This window comes from Streptomyces sp. JJ36 (genome assembly GCF_021696945.1).
GTDB lineage: Bacteria > Actinomycetota > Actinomycetes > Streptomycetales > Streptomycetaceae > Streptomyces.
This window is the reverse complement of record NZ_JACYHE010000023.1, coordinates 1-15401: the sequence shown is the minus strand read 5'-3', so window position 1 is coordinate 15401 and position 15401 is coordinate 1. Positions and strand designations below refer to the sequence as shown.

The 15401-nt window shown below is 71.0% G+C and carries 12 protein-coding genes and 3 CRISPR repeat arrays; of the genes, 11 read left to right on the top strand and 1 reads right to left on the bottom strand.

Features of this window, described 5'->3' with window-relative positions; all coding sequences use genetic code 11:
- Positions 1 to 560: 560 nt before the first annotated feature.
- Positions 561 to 1655 carry a radical SAM protein gene (locus HOY81_RS11955; RefSeq protein ID WP_306423470.1) on the top strand — a complete coding sequence of 365 codons (1095 nt, stop codon included), beginning with the start codon at positions 561 to 563 and terminating at the stop codon, positions 1653 to 1655.
- Positions 1652 to 1807 (top strand): hypothetical protein, encoded by a 156-nt coding sequence (locus HOY81_RS11950; protein ID WP_237320280.1) that lies wholly within the window; start codon positions 1652 to 1654, stop codon positions 1805 to 1807. The genes HOY81_RS11955 and HOY81_RS11950 overlap by 4 nt, the downstream gene beginning before the upstream one ends.
- A gap of 72 nt (positions 1808 to 1879) precedes the next feature.
- Here HOY81_RS11950 and HOY81_RS11945 read toward each other — a convergent pair whose 3' ends face one another.
- The gene (locus HOY81_RS11945) at positions 1880 to 2383 is read right to left on the bottom strand and encodes a GNAT family N-acetyltransferase (RefSeq protein WP_237320279.1); all 504 of its coding nucleotides are present in this window, start codon (positions 2381 to 2383) and stop codon (positions 1880 to 1882) included.
- A gap of 144 nt (positions 2384 to 2527) precedes the next feature.
- Here HOY81_RS11945 and HOY81_RS11940 point away from each other — a divergent pair, with 144 nt between their 5' ends.
- From HOY81_RS11940 to cas2e, 9 genes are all read left to right on the top strand, one after another.
- The gene (locus HOY81_RS11940; protein WP_237320278.1) at positions 2528 to 3274 is read left to right on the top strand and encodes a phosphotransferase family protein; all 747 of its coding nucleotides are present in this window, start codon (positions 2528 to 2530) and stop codon (positions 3272 to 3274) included.
- A gap of 652 nt (positions 3275 to 3926) precedes the next feature.
- Positions 3927 to 4931: a CRISPR direct-repeat array (repeat unit 29 nt; unit sequence GTGCTCCCCGCGCAGGCGGGGGTGATCCG).
- 28 nt (positions 4932 to 4959) lie between these two features.
- Positions 4960 to 5645: a CRISPR direct-repeat array (repeat unit 26 nt; unit sequence CTCACCCCCGCCTGCGCGGGGACCAC).
- 85 nt (positions 5646 to 5730) lie between these two features.
- The gene (cas3, locus tag HOY81_RS11935) at positions 5731 to 8778 is read left to right on the top strand and encodes a CRISPR-associated helicase Cas3' (RefSeq protein ID WP_237320277.1); all 3048 of its coding nucleotides are present in this window, start codon (positions 5731 to 5733) and stop codon (positions 8776 to 8778) included.
- Positions 8779 to 8873: 95 nt separating this feature from the next.
- Positions 8874 to 10382: a type I-E CRISPR-associated protein Cse1/CasA gene (casA, locus tag HOY81_RS11930; RefSeq protein WP_237320276.1), complete on the top strand. Its 1509-nt coding sequence runs from the start codon at positions 8874 to 8876 to the stop codon at positions 10380 to 10382.
- Positions 10383 to 10441: 59 nt separating this feature from the next.
- Positions 10442 to 11101, top strand: a complete 660-nt coding sequence (locus tag HOY81_RS11925) for a type I-E CRISPR-associated protein Cse2/CasB (protein WP_237320275.1) — start codon at positions 10442 to 10444, stop codon at positions 11099 to 11101.
- Positions 11102 to 11129: 28 nt separating this feature from the next.
- On the top strand, positions 11130 to 12305 hold the full coding sequence (gene cas7e, locus HOY81_RS11920; protein WP_237320274.1) for a type I-E CRISPR-associated protein Cas7/Cse4/CasC: 1176 nt from the start codon (positions 11130 to 11132) through the stop codon (positions 12303 to 12305).
- On the top strand, positions 12302 to 13141 hold the full coding sequence (gene cas5e / locus HOY81_RS11915) for a type I-E CRISPR-associated protein Cas5/CasD (RefSeq protein WP_237320273.1): 840 nt from the start codon (positions 12302 to 12304) through the stop codon (positions 13139 to 13141). The genes cas7e and cas5e overlap by 4 nt, the downstream gene beginning before the upstream one ends.
- Positions 13138 to 13788 (top strand): type I-E CRISPR-associated protein Cas6/Cse3/CasE, encoded by a 651-nt coding sequence (cas6e, locus tag HOY81_RS11910; RefSeq protein ID WP_237320272.1) that lies wholly within the window; start codon positions 13138 to 13140, stop codon positions 13786 to 13788. The genes cas5e and cas6e overlap by 4 nt, the downstream gene beginning before the upstream one ends.
- Positions 13785 to 14765, top strand: coding sequence for a type I-E CRISPR-associated endonuclease Cas1e (cas1e, locus tag HOY81_RS11905; RefSeq protein ID WP_237320271.1), 981 nt, complete (start codon positions 13785 to 13787; stop codon positions 14763 to 14765). The genes cas6e and cas1e overlap by 4 nt, the downstream gene beginning before the upstream one ends.
- 2 nt (positions 14766 to 14767) lie before the next feature.
- The gene (cas2e, locus tag HOY81_RS11900) at positions 14768 to 15085 is read left to right on the top strand and encodes a type I-E CRISPR-associated endoribonuclease Cas2e (protein WP_237320270.1); all 318 of its coding nucleotides are present in this window, start codon (positions 14768 to 14770) and stop codon (positions 15083 to 15085) included.
- Between the two features lie 17 nt (positions 15086 to 15102).
- Positions 15103 to 15375: direct repeats of the CRISPR family, unit length 29 nt; unit sequence GTGGTCCCCGCGCAGGCGGGGGTGAACCG.
- Positions 15376 to 15401: the final 26 nt, after the last annotated feature.

The window sequence follows — 15401 nt, the reverse complement described above, 5'->3', positions numbered from 1 at the left end:
CCCTGCCGCGTGACGGCGGTTGGAGGCCAGGGGCGGTGCAGGCGAGGAGCACCGCCCGGACTCCCCCGACCGGGCCGACGACGGTGCTCCTCACCGGGGCGCCGCGCCTTACCCGTCGGCGGGCGCGGCGCCCCCACCCCATGGCGACCGCAGGGTCAGGGCCGCACCGCAACACCCCCTCCGGACCGGAGGCCGGCAGGAGGGGCCCGGCGCCGATGAGCGAAGAGGAGGACGAGCGTGGCACAGGACTGGGTCGACGTGGACTCGACGATCGTACGGCTCGGGGATCGCGTACAACTCCCCACCGGCGGAGGGAGAGTGTGGAGGTCGTCACGATGCAACCGCTGGCTGGCGGCGGCAAGCGGCTGCACCTCGCCGGCGGCGGCACGTACGACCTCCCGGCGGGCCGCCAACTCCGCGCGTTCCGTGCCCGTGTGCGCTGACACGGGCCCCGGCTGTGCCCGGCGCGAACTCCGCCGACCGCAGACACAGACCGTTCGCCAATCCGCACACGACACCCAGGGAGCGACATGGGCTACGAGGTATTAGCGGCACCGTTCTTGGAGAAGCATCTCCTGCTACGGCCAGGTCGCCAGAGCGGCGCGACTCTGCCGGCGTCGCTGTACGAGGAGCTACGGGTTACGGCACGCGACGGCGGGGAGGTCCCGGTGTGGCTGGCCGACACCGCGGAGGAGGCCTGGGGGCTCGAGATCGCCGGCCGCCCCATCGAGGGCACCGTCCTGGTGCGGGAACCCTCGCCCTACGGCTACTGCCGTGCCTCCTACGAGCTGAACCTCGGCTGCAACTTCGACTGCGCGCATTGCTACCTCGCGCAGAAGCGTTTCGAGGGCCTGGAGTGGCCGGACCGGGAGCGGCTGCTTACCGCGATGCGTGACGCGGGTGTCGTCTGGCTTCAGCTCACCGGCGGCGAGCCCATGATCGACCGACTGTGGGCGGAGACGTACCGGTACGCCTACGACTTGGGCATGATGCTGTCGGTCAGCACGAACGCCTCGGTGATGTGGAAGCCGGAGAACATCACCCTCCTCACTGAGCGACGCCCGTATCGGGTCACCGTCAGCGTGTACGGAGCCACCGAGGACTCGTTCGATGGGTTGACCAAGCGCCGAGGGGCGTTCCGGAAGTTCCGGCGAGGTGTCGAGACCGCGCTGGACGCCGGTCTGCCGCTGACGCTGAACCTGATCATCACAGAGAGCTGCGCTCACGAGGAGCAGCAGATGATCGACATGGCGAAGGCCTGGAGCCTCCCGTTCCACGTCTTCTCGAACATGTCGCCCACCATCTACGGCGGTGCTGACTCGCTGCCCGCCCAGTCGAAGGAGCACCTGCGCGAGCGTAAGCCGTTCGCGGGCTGCCACGCCGGGCACACGTTCTTCCACTCCGACCCGCACGGCCGGGTCTCGATCTGCAAGGTCGGCCGGGACGAGCAGATCAATCTCGTCGCTGAAGGCGTCGAAGGGCTCGCCCGCCTCAGCCAGATCGCGGATCGCCTCATGCTTCGCACCGGTGGCTGCTCCGGCTGCGCCCTGTCCGGCACCTGCCGGGTGTGCAGGCCGCTCGCCAAGCTCTACCAGGAGGCGAAGGCCCCACTGGGGATGTACTGTCAACACGCCACGAAGGAGGCAACGGCATGACCGCCGTCACCACCGAACTGCCCGCGACCGGGCCCGTGCCCGTCGACATCGCGCCGAGCAAGCAGAGCGCGATCGTCCTCGTCGACGACCTGGAGACGGTCGTCGAGAGCGAGAAGTGCTCCTGCAACGCCGGCGACGACAACCCGTACTGAGCCGGCAGCGCCGAGCCGGTATGGCGAAGGCGTGAAGCCTGGGGGTCCGCTCGCGCGGGCCCCCGGGTCTGCTCAGTCCCCCAGGGGGTTCGGTAGGCGCTCGGCTCGACGCTGGAGGGCGTAGAGGCGGCGGCCCTGATAGGTCCCCTCGCGCACCAGGGTGAAGCCTTGCCGCTGGTAGTAGTCGGCAAGACGCGGCTCCGTGGTGACGCGACGTGCCCAGGGCTTGGCTTGCCGGGCGGCGTGGTCGACAGCCCACGTGGCGATGCGGTGGCCGAGGCGTTGCCCGGCCCGTGCAGGGTCGGTGAGGGTGGCCGTTAGGAGGAGGCTCGCCTCCCGGCGCTCCGCCTCGGTCCAGGCCGCGGTGCCCAGCCTGCCGACGATGATCGTGACGCCGCACACGCGGGCGCCCTCGAGGAGACACCACATCGGGGCGTGGCCGGCCTTGCCCGCGATTTCGGCGGCGTCCTGGGGCCACGGCGGGTATCCCCGGTCGGCCATCCACTTGAAGCGGGCGGTCGCCAGGCGCTCGATCGTGTCGCGGTCGCCCACGGCGGCGGGACGCATGCGGTACAAGGAAGAAGCTCCATGGTCGTGCGGCGGAGCAGCACACTACGGGGCCGAGATGGCGAAGGGCGAGTGATGGACACGGTCACGCTGGCAGAGATGCCACTCCCCGTGCGTATCGCTGTGTCGAGACGCACTGGTCTGATCCTGTCCATGAACAGGGTGGACGCCGGACACAACAGCCCGCTGTCCGTGCGGCTCGACACCCCGACCGGGCCGCTGTTCGTCAAGGGCCTGCCTGACACGTCCCCCGGGCGGGTCGCGACACAGCGACGTGAATACGAGATCGGCCGTCACCTGGGAGGTCTCGCGCCCCGGGCGCGCTGGGAGATCCGAGCCGGAGGCTGGTACCTGGTCGCCTTCGACCATCTCGACGGTGCCCGCCAGGCGGACTACCGGCCCGGCTCGCCGGACCTGCCCGCGGTTGCCGCGCTGCTCCGGTCGGTCGCTCAGCACCGTGTGCCGGGCGCCGTCGAGCTTCGGCGCGCGGAACAGCGTCTCGCTGCGTACGGGACGCGGGAGCAGCTACGGCATGTTGTGGGCGGCACGCTGCTGCACACGGATCTGAACCCGGAGAACGTCCTCATCGCCGGCGGGGGCACGCCGCGGCTCGTTGACTGGGGGTGGGCCACCGTAGGCGCGCCGTGGCTCGACGCGGCGGCGTGGGCCGTCTGGCTCGTTGCGTACGGGCACACGCCTGAAGCGGCCCACGGGTGGGCCGGCCGGGTCCCGGCCTATCAGCGTGCCGCCCCGGCGGCTCTCCGGGCCTACGCCGTGATGGCTTCGGCTATGTGGGAGGACGTCGCGGCCGCCAGCACGGCGCCGTGGACGGGAACCGTCCTCTCGGCGGCACGGTCGCTGGCGTCCTGGCATGACCGGTCACCGTCCCGGGGTCGGTAGTCGGGGACGTCTCCTTGTGCGGGGTGGGAAGCGGGAGGGGCCCGGCCCCCCGGAGGCGGCTGACCGGGGCTGGTAGGTGTTCCGCCTCGGGTCTGCGGTAGTGGCGGCCCGGGGCGGGCTCGTTCCCGGGGGCTGTTTGCGTGAGCCGTGCGTGAGCGGGGGTCCCGCCGTGGGTCGGGGTTGCTGGTGTGTGTCGGAGTGCTGGTGCTGCTGACCTGGGCTTTTCGGAGTTGCCCGGCGTGGCCGGAGTGTGCCGGAGGGTTTCCTGCACACTTGTCAACAGAAGGTCGTCGGTTCGAATCCGACAGGCGGCTCCAGGTCACAGGCCCGAGGACGTGCTCCGCGGGCCCTCTCGTGTCTGCTTGCTCATCCCCTTGCTGATCGCCTTCTCCGCACCGCCGTAAGGCCGTCCACGCAGCCCTCGGTGTCCTGATCGCGCCGCTGCCCCGGCCACGGACGGTCACCGCGGCACCCGCGCCGCCCCGCAGCCGCCGGCGACCAGCGCTGCGCCGCCAACGCCTTGGAGAGGCCGCGAGCCCCTGCTGACGGTCCTCTCTCGTCGGCCCCACAGTCTCTCTAGACTGCTCCCATGACTCCGCGTCCTGCAGATCACAAAATGGCAAAGCCCGCATAGACCCGCAGGTCGCGAAGGGTGCTCCCCGCGCAGGCGGGGGTGATCCGACCGCCGACAGTGTCGTCATCCCGGCCGAGCCGTGCTCCCCGCGCAGGCGGGGGTGATCCGCTCTCGGCCCCGACAGTCACACACGCCCTGGTGTGCTCCCCGCGCAGGCGGGGGTGATCCGGAGCTGGAGCGACTGCTCCGCGAAGGTCGCATGTGCTCCCCGCGCAGGCGGGGGTGATCCGGCCCGCCGGGCCGCCGAGCGGCTGCCCGAGGGGTGCTCCCCGCGCAGGCGGGGGTGATCCGGCCCGCCGCCGTCGGGGTGGACGTTCGAGTACGTGCTCCCCGCGCAGGCGGGGGTGATCCGTGGGCGAAGCAGGGCGCGGACATTCGGCGCCGGTGCTCCCCGCGCAGGCGGGGGTGATCCGATGGAGGAGAGGGAGGGAGATGGAAACGCCCGGTGCTCCCCGCGCAGGCGGGGGTGATCCGCACGAGCGCAGGCCGGCGACTTCCTGCGGGGTGTGCTCCCCGCGCAGGCGGGGGTGATCCGGTGCTGGGCTTCACGCGGAAGAACATGTCCGAGTGCTCCCCGCGCAGGCGGGGGTGATCCGGACTGGAGGACGGTCGAGTGAAACGAAAGTCAGTGCTCCCCGCGCAGGCGGGGGTGATCCGGACGGCAACGAGCGCTCGCACGGCAAGATCACGTGCTCCCCGCGCAGGCGGGGGTGATCCGGCCGAGCTGGCGAACGCGCGCCGGGTCGGGCCGTGCTCCCCGCGCAGGCGGGGGTGATCCGCCACCCTGGACCGGCTGCGCGGCATCGAGGACGTGCTCCCCGCGCAGGCGGGGGTGATCCGTCTGCCAGTGGTCCGGGCCGCACATGAGCCGCGTGCTCCCCGCGCAGGCGGGGGTGATGCGGTCGTCTGCGGCGAGGACGGGCAGCCGCTCCTGTGCTTCCTGCGCAGGCGGGGGTGATCCGCCCCGTGAGCCGCCGCAGACGGGCCTCGCGCAGTGCTCTCCGCGCAGGCGGAGGTGATCCGTGTCCAGGTAGTACGTCGTCGTGGGCTTCTCCTCACCCCCGCCTGCGCGGGGACCACTCCAGCCGCCCCACCGCGGCCGTGCTCGTCGCCGGCTCACCCCCGCCTGCGCGGGGACCACTGCTCCTCGTTCACCGCCAGGCGGCAGTGCAGCGGCTCACCCCCGCCTGCGCGGGGACCACGGTCATTGCCTGTAGCTACAGCGGGCTACCGGCTCACCCCCGCCTGCGCGGGGACCACCGGTCAGCGTGTTCCCGGATGACCGGTCGGGGCGGCTCACCCCCGCCTGCGCGGGGACCACCGCCCGGGTGGCGAAACGGCAAAACGCACCCGCCGGCTCACCCCCGCCTGCGCGGGGACCACTTGTGTCATGGCGGCAGCACTCACGGTCCCCCGCCTGCGCGGGGACCACTCGTGCCAGCAGAAGGGCCTCGCGGAGCGCGCCGGCTCACCCCCGCCTGCGCGGGGACCACCACCGCACCGACTCCGAGGACGACAGCGTGTCCGGCTCACCCCCGCCTGCGCGGGGACCACTCGAACGGGTGGTCCGCCGCCGGGTCTATCTCCGGCTCACCCCCGCCTGCGCGGGGACCACGGAACCCCTTCAAAGCAATTCAGGGAACGGACCGGCTCACCCCCGCCTGCGCGGGGACCACAAGTGAGACCCTGAAATGGCGCTCAAGCCCGAAGGCTCACCCCCGCCTGCGCGGGGACCACCCTTCGCGACCTGCGGCGCTATCGGGTCTTTGCCGTTCCGTTATGAACGGGCGAAGCCAGCAAGCTTCGCATAGTCAGTCGCATCATGCTCTTTCCATGTTTCGCGCTCTTCACCTGTGATAAGAGTTTTCGCCTGGTCGGTCCGATTGTCAGAGGTGCGTGCTTTGCTGATCGGACAGCACTGCGTGTGGGGGTTCGGTTGCGCACTCAAGTTGATTCTCGCCTGTGGGGGAAGCAGGCGGGACTGGATCGCGCGTATCCGCTGGTATGTCACCTGCTGGACACCGCTGCCATGGCGGGGGCGCTCTGGGACGTCTGGCTTGAGGGCCTGGCTGCTGAACGGGCCGCGGCGGAGACTGGGCTGTCGCCAGGAGAGTTACGTCAACTGGTGAGCTTCTGGGCGGGTCTGCACGACGTCGGCAAGATCAGCCCACCCTTTCAGGTGAAGGTGCCCGAGCTGTACGAGGCGCTGATGGCCGGGGAACAGGACTACGGTTCCGGGAAGGTCACCGACGAGGAACGGCGACTGCACCACAGCGAGGCCACGCACAGGGTGTTGCCGGAGCTCCTCGCCGAGCTCGGTTACCCGTCCGGCCGCACCGCGCGAAGGCACGTCGGCCATCAGGTCGCTCAGATACTCGGCGGCCATCACGGCCGGTTCTGGGACTCGTTGCAGCGCGGGGCGCTCACGGCTCCGCGGGCTCATTGCCCGGCCCTCGGCGGAGGGCCTGCATGGGACGACCAATGCCGCGCGCACGTACGTGCGTTGCAGCGTGTGACCGGAGCCGGGGCTCTCACCGCGTCTCTGCCGCCTGCGCTTGCCGTCGTGGTCTCCGGGCTGGTGGTGGTCGCCGACTGGCTGGCGAGCCAGGAAGCGTTCATCGCCCCTCGCCTGCCTGCTGGTGGATGGGCCGCTGACGAGGACGACCTCCAGGCCCACTGGAAGCAGTCGGTCATGGATGCCCCAGGCGTCGTGCGCGATGCCGGCCTCGGCCGCGCCCGGCTCACCTCGGCAACGTCCTTCAGCGGACGCTACGGCTTCGAGCCGAACCGGCTGCAGTCATCCCTGGCGAGCGACCTGCCCGGACTCGTGGACCAGGGATCGGGGAGCGGTCTGCTGCTGATCACCGCTCCCGCTGGGGACGGCAAGACGGAGGCCGCACTGGAGGCGGCCGCGGTGCTCGCTGAAGCAACCGGCTCCACCGGAATCGGCTTCTCGCTGCCCACCATGGCGACTGCCGATGCGATGTACGAGCGTGTCGACGCCTTCGCACGGCGAGCGCTGCAGAACGACGCTGCTCTGACCCGGGTGCACAGCATGGCGTGGCTCGCGACCACCGCAGCGGGTTCCGCGGCAGCGGAGTCGTCCGAAGCCGATCAGGTGCTGTCCGGACGGCGGTCGTCCACCGAAGCCGGGCGATGGCTGCACGGTGGCCGGCGCGGGCTCCTGGCGCCGCTGAGCGTCTTTACGATCGACCAGGCGTTGGCTGCGGTTCTCCCCGTCCGCTACAACGTGCTGCGGATGCTGGCCCTGTCCGGGAAGGTTCTCGTCATCGACGAGGCTCACGCCTACGGCCCGTGGATGCACGCCCTGCTGGTGCGACTCCTGGAGTGGCTGGGCGCGATGCGCGTACCCGTCGTCGTGCTGTCCGCGACGCTGACGGGCGACACGGCACGATCGTTGCTCGCGGCCTACGTACGTGGCCGCGGCGAAGAGGAGGAAGCCCCAGCGGGCACGGGAGGGCTGCAACTTCACTATCCCGGCTGGGCATGGGTGGATGCCGACGGGTCCGTCAGCCGGCCTCGTGAGGTGCCGAGCGAACGCCCGCATCGGCTGCGCTTCCAGGTCGAGCCGGTACGGCGGGACTTGGAGCCCTCGAACCCGCAACACAGACTCTTCGTGATCAAGGACCTCCTGCGCCCGGTCCTGGACGACGGCGGCTGCGTGCTCGTGTGCTGCACCACCGTGTCTGAAGCACAGGCAACCTGGAACGTGCTCCGAGAGTGGCTCGCCGAACTGAAGTCCCAGGAAGGCGAAGTCCCTGAACTGTCCCTGCTGCACTCGCGGTTCCGCGCCCGCGACCGCGCCGAGATCCAGGACGGTTCCGAGGCGACATTCGGGAAGCACGGTGGCCGGCCACGCCACGGTGCGGTGATGGTGGCCACGCAGATCGTCGAGCAGTCGCTGGACCTGGACTTCGATCTGGTCATCAGCGACCTTGCCCCGGTTGCCCAGCTCGTCCAGCGGGCCGGACGCTGCCAGCGGCACCGACTCCATCCCGACGTGCCCGATCCCCATGCCGCCCGGCGGCCCCGGTGGCTCTCGGACGCCCACGCCGGGCGCCCCACGGTTGATGTGGTCGTCCTCGACCCCGTCAGCTCCGACGGGACGTTCGAAAGGCCGAAGGAGTGGGGCGCCGTCTACGACGAAGGGCTCCTGCTGCGGACCAGCCGGCTGCTCGCGTCGTCGGAGGAGCGGGCCTTCGACGTCCCCCGGGACCTGCAAAGCCTCGTGGATGCCGTGTACGCCGAAGAGTTCGACGTGGAAGACCTCAGCGAGGATATGGAACGCCGGCTGGCGTCGGCGGATGCCGAGCGACTCGCTGGGGAGGCGGCCGAGGAACAGCTTGCCGCCATGGTGCGCATCCCTTCCCCGAGGGGCCTCGGGAAGGACTTGCGTCGGCTGAGTGAGACCTCCGTTCCGGTCGACGAGTCCCTGATCGCCACGCGTCTCGGCGCGGACTCCGCACGGGTGGTGTGCGCGTACGAGCAGGGCGAGTCCGGCTGGACTCTCGACGAGGCCGGCACGCTTCCCGTTCCCGGGGCCCACGGCCCTCAGCGGATCACCCGTGACGAGGCCCAGCTGGTCGCGCACCACGTGATTCCGGTGCCCGGCCGCTGGCTGGGTGAAGGCGCCGAGATGATGCCGCGGCCCGCAGCGTGGGAGGAGAACGCCGTTCTGCGCTCCTGGGCACTGATGCCGATGCGCCGGGATGTACGCGGCGTCTGGCGGGGCAAGCTCAAGCCCGGGGCTGTGGCCTATGGCGAGGACGGGCTTGCGCCTGCTTCGGAGCCGGACGGCTCAGCGGGCGAATTCCGGTCTGCCGAGGACGCTGCCCAGCCAGGGGCCTGACGCAAGCGTCCCCTGCTCCGTTCCCAGGTCCAGGCCCGTGACGCAGCTCTTCTCCCGCTTCTCATCCTGCCCAGCCGTAGAAAGGCAGAATCACCATGCCTCGTGGGGCTCGCTACCCGCTGACGACGAAGCCGTGGCTCGGCGTGAGGTGGAAACCCGGCCACCAGGGCCCACCGGCGGTAGGGCTGCGCGATGTGCTCGTCCACGCTCAGGACATCGCCGCCCTGACCGTGAGCCCGCCCCCCGCCCTGTCGGCTCTCTACCGCATCCTCTACGCCCTGACCGCACGCGTCACCGGGCTGGACGAGGCGCGGAAGGGCAGAGAGGACTGGCTGGACCGGCGCGCGGACGTTCTTCACACGGGCATCGACGCACAGCGTGTGGACGACTATCTGGAGCCCCTCTCCGAATCCTTCGACCTGTTCGGCCCGCGCCCCTTCCTGCAGGACCCGCGGCTCGCCGAGCAGTGCCCCAAGCCCGCCGGGGTGAACAAGCTGCTGTTCGGCCGCTCCGCCGGCAACAACCACTCCTGGTTCGGCCACCATCGCGACGCCGCACCTCACCTGCCTCAGGCGCCGGAAGCCGCCCTGCACCTCCTCATGTGGCTCTACTACGGGCCCTCGGGACGCTGCGGCACGCGGAACGTCGAGAAGGCCAGCGCCGCAGACGTTTCCGCAGGCCCGCTCCGGTCCAGCCTCTCCTACCACCCCGAGGGCTCGACCCTCCTGGAGAGCCTGCTCGCCGGACTCGTGCCGCCGGAGACGACCGACAGAGCCGAGACCGACCTGTGCCCGTGGGAGCGGCCCGGTCCGCTCGATCCGCTCTCCGCCCCGGAAACCGGCAAGGGGCCCTGCTCGCGGCTCACCAGTGGATGGCAGCACGCCGTTCTCCTCGTCCCGGACGAAGACGGCCGGACCGTCAAGGACGCGTACGTCACCTGGGCACACCGGCAGAAGCTCCCCAGGACCGATGACGCGTACCTGATCTGGCAGACCAGCCAGCAGGGCAATCCCTACCCGCGGTACGCGGATTCGGGCCGCGCGCTGTGGCGGGACCTGGACGCTCTCCTTCTGAAGAACGCCACCGGGGCCGGCCGGCCGCGTCGGCCGACCGTGCTCGCCAGTACCGCAGAACTGGAAGAGGTGCTGGACAACCTGGCCGTGCGCGCCCTCGGTTTCGAGCAGGACGGCAAGACGAAGGACGTCCAGTACGTATCCGCAACGACTCCGCCCGTCCTGGCGAACATCGACGACAACGAACCGGAGCTCGCGCACAGCATCGGCGCCCTCCGTGTCGCGGGTGAGCGCTACGGCGGACGTCTGGCCTGGGCGGTGAAGAAGGCGTGGGCCGACATCACCGAGAGCAACAAGGTCGGCGAATGCGCCTGGTCCGACCAGGCGGCCGCGCTCTACTGGCCGGCGGCCGAGGCCTTGTTCTGGACACGGTTGCAGGCCCGCGACTTCGAGGGCGGCTGGCGGGACTTCCGGCGATCGGCCCTGGACACCTTCGAGCGTGTCACCGATTCCGCCCCGCCGACGCCGCGGGCCGTCCGGGCCGTGGAGGAAGCCCGTTTGGAGATCTTCGGCGGTCGCCGGCGCCGATAGAGCACTCCCACCCGACCGGCCCGGGAAGCACCGCCCGACCGGCACCCGAAAGGAGCACCATGACCGACACGCTCTCCCCACCCTCCAAGGACCCGGCAGAGGCGCGCGGTCCGTCTGCCGCATACGCCCGTGCCGAGAAGTACGTCAGCCGAGTGCACGATCTCTGCGACGACCCCGGCCGGCGGGCGGCACTGCGCAGCGGACTGGGACGCACGCTGGACCGCAGCCCGCGCATGCACGCGGTCATCGCAGGACACGTCCCGGACGACCTCCCCGAGAGCAGGCAGCGCGCCTACTACGCCGTCGCCTCGATGATCGCGTCCCTCCCCCCTGCAGCCCGGCGCCGCGCCGACGAGGAGCAGAGCGCCCAGCAGCAGGAGAGGAAGCCCCGCAACCTCGGACGCTGTCTCGCCGACGCCGTGGACGGGGGCCGCGTCCGTGAGAGCGCGGCGGAAGCCCGCCTCAGCCTTCTCACCCGGCAGAGCGTGAGCGGCCTGCACCGCCACATCCCGGCCGCCGTCCGCCTCATCACCACCCGGCAGGACCACGTCGACTTCGCCCAGCTCCTGCTCGACCTCACCTACTGGGATCGCCACCGCCAACGCATCGGCCGCACCTGGCTGCAGACCTACTACCGGCGGCGGATGCGCGCCGCGCAGGAGGCCGCCGAAGCGGCCGACACCGAAGAGCACCAGCACACCGCACACGACGACAGCTGACCCCGCACCGACTCCCGAGGAGACCCCCGTGACCGCCGTCCCCGGCCGCTTCATCGAAGCCCACATCCTGCAGACCATCCCCTACGCCAACCTCAACCGCGACGACACCAACTCGGTCAAGACCGTCGAGTTCGGCGGCGTCAACCGCACCCGCATCAGCAGCCAGTCCTGGAAGCGCGTCATGCGGCTCCGCCTGCAGCAGCAGGTGGGAGAGGGCGCCCTGCGCACGCGGCGTCTCGCCGAGCGCATCGAGCGGCACCTCACCGCCGAACCGCACAACTGGCCGCAGGGCCTGGCCGCCCGCGCCGGCCGCCACATCGTGGTCGCCAGCAGTGTCGGAGCCGAGCCCCCGAGCAAGGAAGCGGGCGACGCAGCCTGGTCCAGCGCCGCCATGGTCTACGTACCGGACACCGCTGTGGCCGAACTCGCCGCCCTGGCCGCCGAACACCGCTCCGCGCTGGAGTCGGCCAAGGACACCAAGACGCTCAAGCAGAAGGACGCCGTGGTCCCCACCGACCGCGTCGATGCCGTGCTGCGTTCCCGGAACGGCGTGATCAACCTCTTCGGGCGGATGCTCGCCCAGGTCGAGGACGCCAAGGTCGACGGTGCCGTCCAGGTGGCGCACGCCTTCACCACGCACGGCACCGACACCGAGATCGACTACTTCAGCGCCGTCGACGACGTGACCGACGGCTGGGGTGACAGCACGGGAAGCGCCCACATGGGTCACGCCGAGCACAGCGCCGGAGTCCTCTACCGCTACGTCGTCCTCGACCTGGCCGACCTGCTGCACAACCTCGGCGGCGACACCGACGACGCCCGCCGCCTCGCCGTCGCATTCCTCGACGCGGCCCTGCTGTCGATGCCGGCGGCCAAGAAGAACTCCACGGCCCCCCACACCATCCCCGACCTGGCCCACGTCTGCGTCCGCACCGACCGGCCCGTCTCCTACGCCTCTGCCTTCGAACGGCCCGTCCGCGCCGACATGGAGGGCGGCTACACCCGGCCGTCCATCGAGGCCCTGGAGACCTACGCCGCGGCGGCAGGACGCCTCCTCGGCGACTCCGGCACCATCTACAGCGCCCACGCCTCCCTGGAGGCCAAGGACCTCGCCGCCCTGGGACGCCGTGTGGACTCCTTCGAGGACCTCACCAGCGGAGCCGTTCAGGCCGCCCTCGACAACTCCGCGGCGGAGACCGCATGACGTCCGACGCCCCGAACGCCCAGGGGCTGCTGCTCCAGCTCGCCGCACCCCTGCAGTCCTGGGGTGAGCACTCGCGCTTCACCCACAAGCGCGACACCGCCCCGGCACCGACGCGGTCCGCACTCATCGGCCTGATCAGCGCTGCTCTGGGACGCCGCAGGGACGAGCCCTGCGACGACCTGGCGGCCCTGGGCTTCACCGTGCGCATCGACCGTCCCGGCACCCGCATGCGGGACCTGCACACCGTCGGCGGCGGACTGCCGCGTCACCTCACCGTCGCCACCGCCGAAGGCAAGCGGCGTCCGGGAGACACCGGAACGCTCCTCTCGCACAGGTACTACCTGCAGGACGCCGTGTTCACGGTCGCCGCCACGGCGACGGACGACGCGCTGCTGGAACGCTGTGCGCAGGCCCTGCGCCGCCCTGAGTGGCCGCCCTACCTCGGCCGCCGCTCGTGTCCGCCCAGCGGTCCGCTGCTGCTCACTGGCCCCGTCCCGGAAGCGGAACGGCGACTCCTGCACCTTCCGCTGGCCCGCCCTGCCCCGCACGACAGCGGGAAACCGGCGGCAGGGCGGACGGTGGCCGTGGGCTTCACCTCCGACCGGCCCCTGGACGGACTCGCGGGGGACACCGTGAGCGAGGGGTCCGCACACATCGCCAGTGAGGCCCAGGACGACCCCGTCTCCTTCGCGCCGCTCGACCGGCGCTACCGAACGCGGCCCGTCCACCGCATCACGCTGCAACTGCCCGCCGGACTCTGCGGCGGCTACGGCGCTGACTACCTCGAAGCCCTTCACGACTACCTAGCCCCCGACCACCGCACGGAGGTCTCGTGATCACCAAGCCCTTGTGGGTCACGCAGATCCGCCCCGACACCCGCAACAGCCGGGACGCCCGACGCGACGTGCGCAGCGCCGTCGGACTGCACCACCGCGTGATGAGCCTCTTCCCCGACGACCTCGGCGCCGACGCACGCCGACAGGCCGGCGTGCTCTTCCGGCTCGACGAGACGCCATCCGGGCACATGATTCTCGTCCAGAGCGCCGTGAAGCCCGACCCTGCCCGTCTCGACCCGGCCTACGGGATGGCACGAGCCAAGGAACTCACACCCCTGCTGGAACAGCTCCGCAACGGGACGACGGTGCACTACCGGATCACCGCCAACGCCACCCGGAAGCTGGGGAAGAACACCACTGCCGGGCGACCGAAACAGGTCGTGCCCCTGCACGGCCAGGAGGCCGAGGAGTGGTGGCTGCGCCAGGCCGACCGCGCCGGCCTCGCGGTCCGCACGCTCACCAGCGTGCAGCTGGGGGACGCCGTCGGCGCACGCCGCGACCGGCATACGGTCACACATGCCCGCACCCGCTTCGACGGGCAGGCGGTCGTCCGTGACGCGGAAGCGCTGGCCGAACACCTGGCCTCGGGCTTCGGGCGTGGCAAGTCCTACGGCTGCGGCCTCCTGAGCATCGCACCGGCGCGATGAGCGCACGCCCGCACGGCCAGGCGCGGCGGCGCCTGGCCGTCCCCACCGCCGCGATGCTGCCGCGCATCGGCGACAGCCTGTCCTTCCTGTACCTGGACATCGTCCGTGTGGTGCAGGACGACACCGGCGTCGACGCCGTCGTCGAGACCGCTGACGGAGAACAACGCATCCCTCTGCCGACCGCGGCACTGAGCTGCCTGCTCCTGGGCCCCGGCGCGTCCATCACCACACGTGCCCTCACCACGCTCGCGCGGCATCGCACCACCGTCGTGTGCACGGGAACCGCAGGCGTCCGCTGCTACAGCACCACCGTGGCCGACTCGCTCCCGACCCGCTGGCTGGAGACTCAGGCACGCGTCTGGGCCGACGAGGCACAGCGTGCGGAAGTCGCACGCCGCATGTACCGCATGCGCTTCGGCGACAGCGCACCACCGGACGCGACCATCGCCCGGCTCCGCGGCCTTGAAGGCCAACGGATGAAGGCGCTCTACCGGATGCTCGCCACCCAGCACGGCGTCCGGCCGTTCAAGCGGTCCTACAACCCGGACGACTGGGACGCCCAGGACCCCGTCAACCAGGCCCTCTCCGCGGCGAACACGTGCCTGTACGGAATCGTCCATGCGGCGGTGAACGCCCTTGGATGCACGCCTGGTCTCGGGTTCGTACACACCGGCACGTCGCAGTCCTTCGTCTACGACGTCGCCGACCTCTACAAGACCCGGCTGACCCTGCCCCTGGCGTTCTCGCTGCACAGCTCCGGAGACCCCGAAGGCGAGGCCCGACGGTCCTTTCGCGAGGGACTCCGGCTGTTCGCCCTGCTCCCGCGGATCGTCGCCGACATCCAGAACCTGCTCGAGCCGGGCTCCGGAGCCTCCGACGACGACGTGGAGGAAGCCACGGAGGAACTCGTCGACCTCTGGGACCCGGAGACCGGACGCGTCAGCGGCGGCGTCAACTACGGCCAGGACGAGGTGTAGCCATGGCCAAGATGACCGTCATCGCCACCACAGCAGTACCCGACCATGTGCGTGGTGCTCTCAGCCGGTGGATGACGGAGACCATGCCGGGGCTCTACGTCGGAACGCTGTCCGCCCGGGTCCGGGACGAGCTATGGGAGGCCGTTGTCGGAACCATCGGCAGCGGTGCGGCCGTCCTCCTGCATCCGGCCGCGACGGAGCAGGGCTACGCGCTGCGGACGGCGGGCGAACGCAGGCGCCGGCCGATCGACTTCGATGGTCTGACGCTGGTGGCGATGAATCCCATGGAGACGGATAACGAAATGGCAAAGCGACTATAGCGTCGCAGGTCGCGAAGGTGGTCCCCGCGCAGGCGGGGGTGAACCGGGGTGTCAGGACTGGACGCCCCAGATACCGCGGTGGTCCCCGCGCAGGCGGGGGTGAACCGCTGTGGACCATCGCGCAGGCGGCGCTGAACTTGTGGTCCCCGCGCAGGCGGGGGTGAACCGTTGTACCGCTGGTGCTGGTTCACCTGGTCTTTGTGGTCCCCGCGCAGGCGGGGGTGAACCGCCCGGCCGCGGCCGAAGAACAAGCCGGCCGCGGTGGTCCCCGCGCAGGCGGGGGTGAACCGGCGGGTGCGCGCCGGCTCGGGTCAGC

Excerpts from the sequence above, each read along its gene's own strand:
- HOY81_RS11950 (WP_237320280.1), top strand. The coding sequence starts at position 1,652 with ATGACCGCCGTCACCACCGAACTGCCCGCGACCGGGCCCGTGCCCGTC.
- HOY81_RS11940 (WP_237320278.1), top strand. The coding sequence starts at position 2,528 with ATGAACAGGGTGGACGCCGGACACAACAGCCCGCTGTCCGTGCGGCTC.
- cas3 (WP_237320277.1), top strand. The coding sequence starts at position 5,731 with ATGCTCTTTCCATGTTTCGCGCTCTTCACCTGTGATAAGAGTTTTCGC.
- casA (WP_237320276.1), top strand. The coding sequence starts at position 8,874 with ATGCCTCGTGGGGCTCGCTACCCGCTGACGACGAAGCCGTGGCTCGGC.
- HOY81_RS11925 (WP_237320275.1), top strand. The coding sequence starts at position 10,442 with ATGACCGACACGCTCTCCCCACCCTCCAAGGACCCGGCAGAGGCGCGC.
- cas5e (WP_237320273.1), top strand. The coding sequence starts at position 12,302 with ATGACGTCCGACGCCCCGAACGCCCAGGGGCTGCTGCTCCAGCTCGCC.
- cas1e (WP_237320271.1), top strand. The coding sequence starts at position 13,785 with ATGAGCGCACGCCCGCACGGCCAGGCGCGGCGGCGCCTGGCCGTCCCC.
- cas2e (WP_237320270.1), top strand. The coding sequence starts at position 14,768 with ATGGCCAAGATGACCGTCATCGCCACCACAGCAGTACCCGACCATGTG.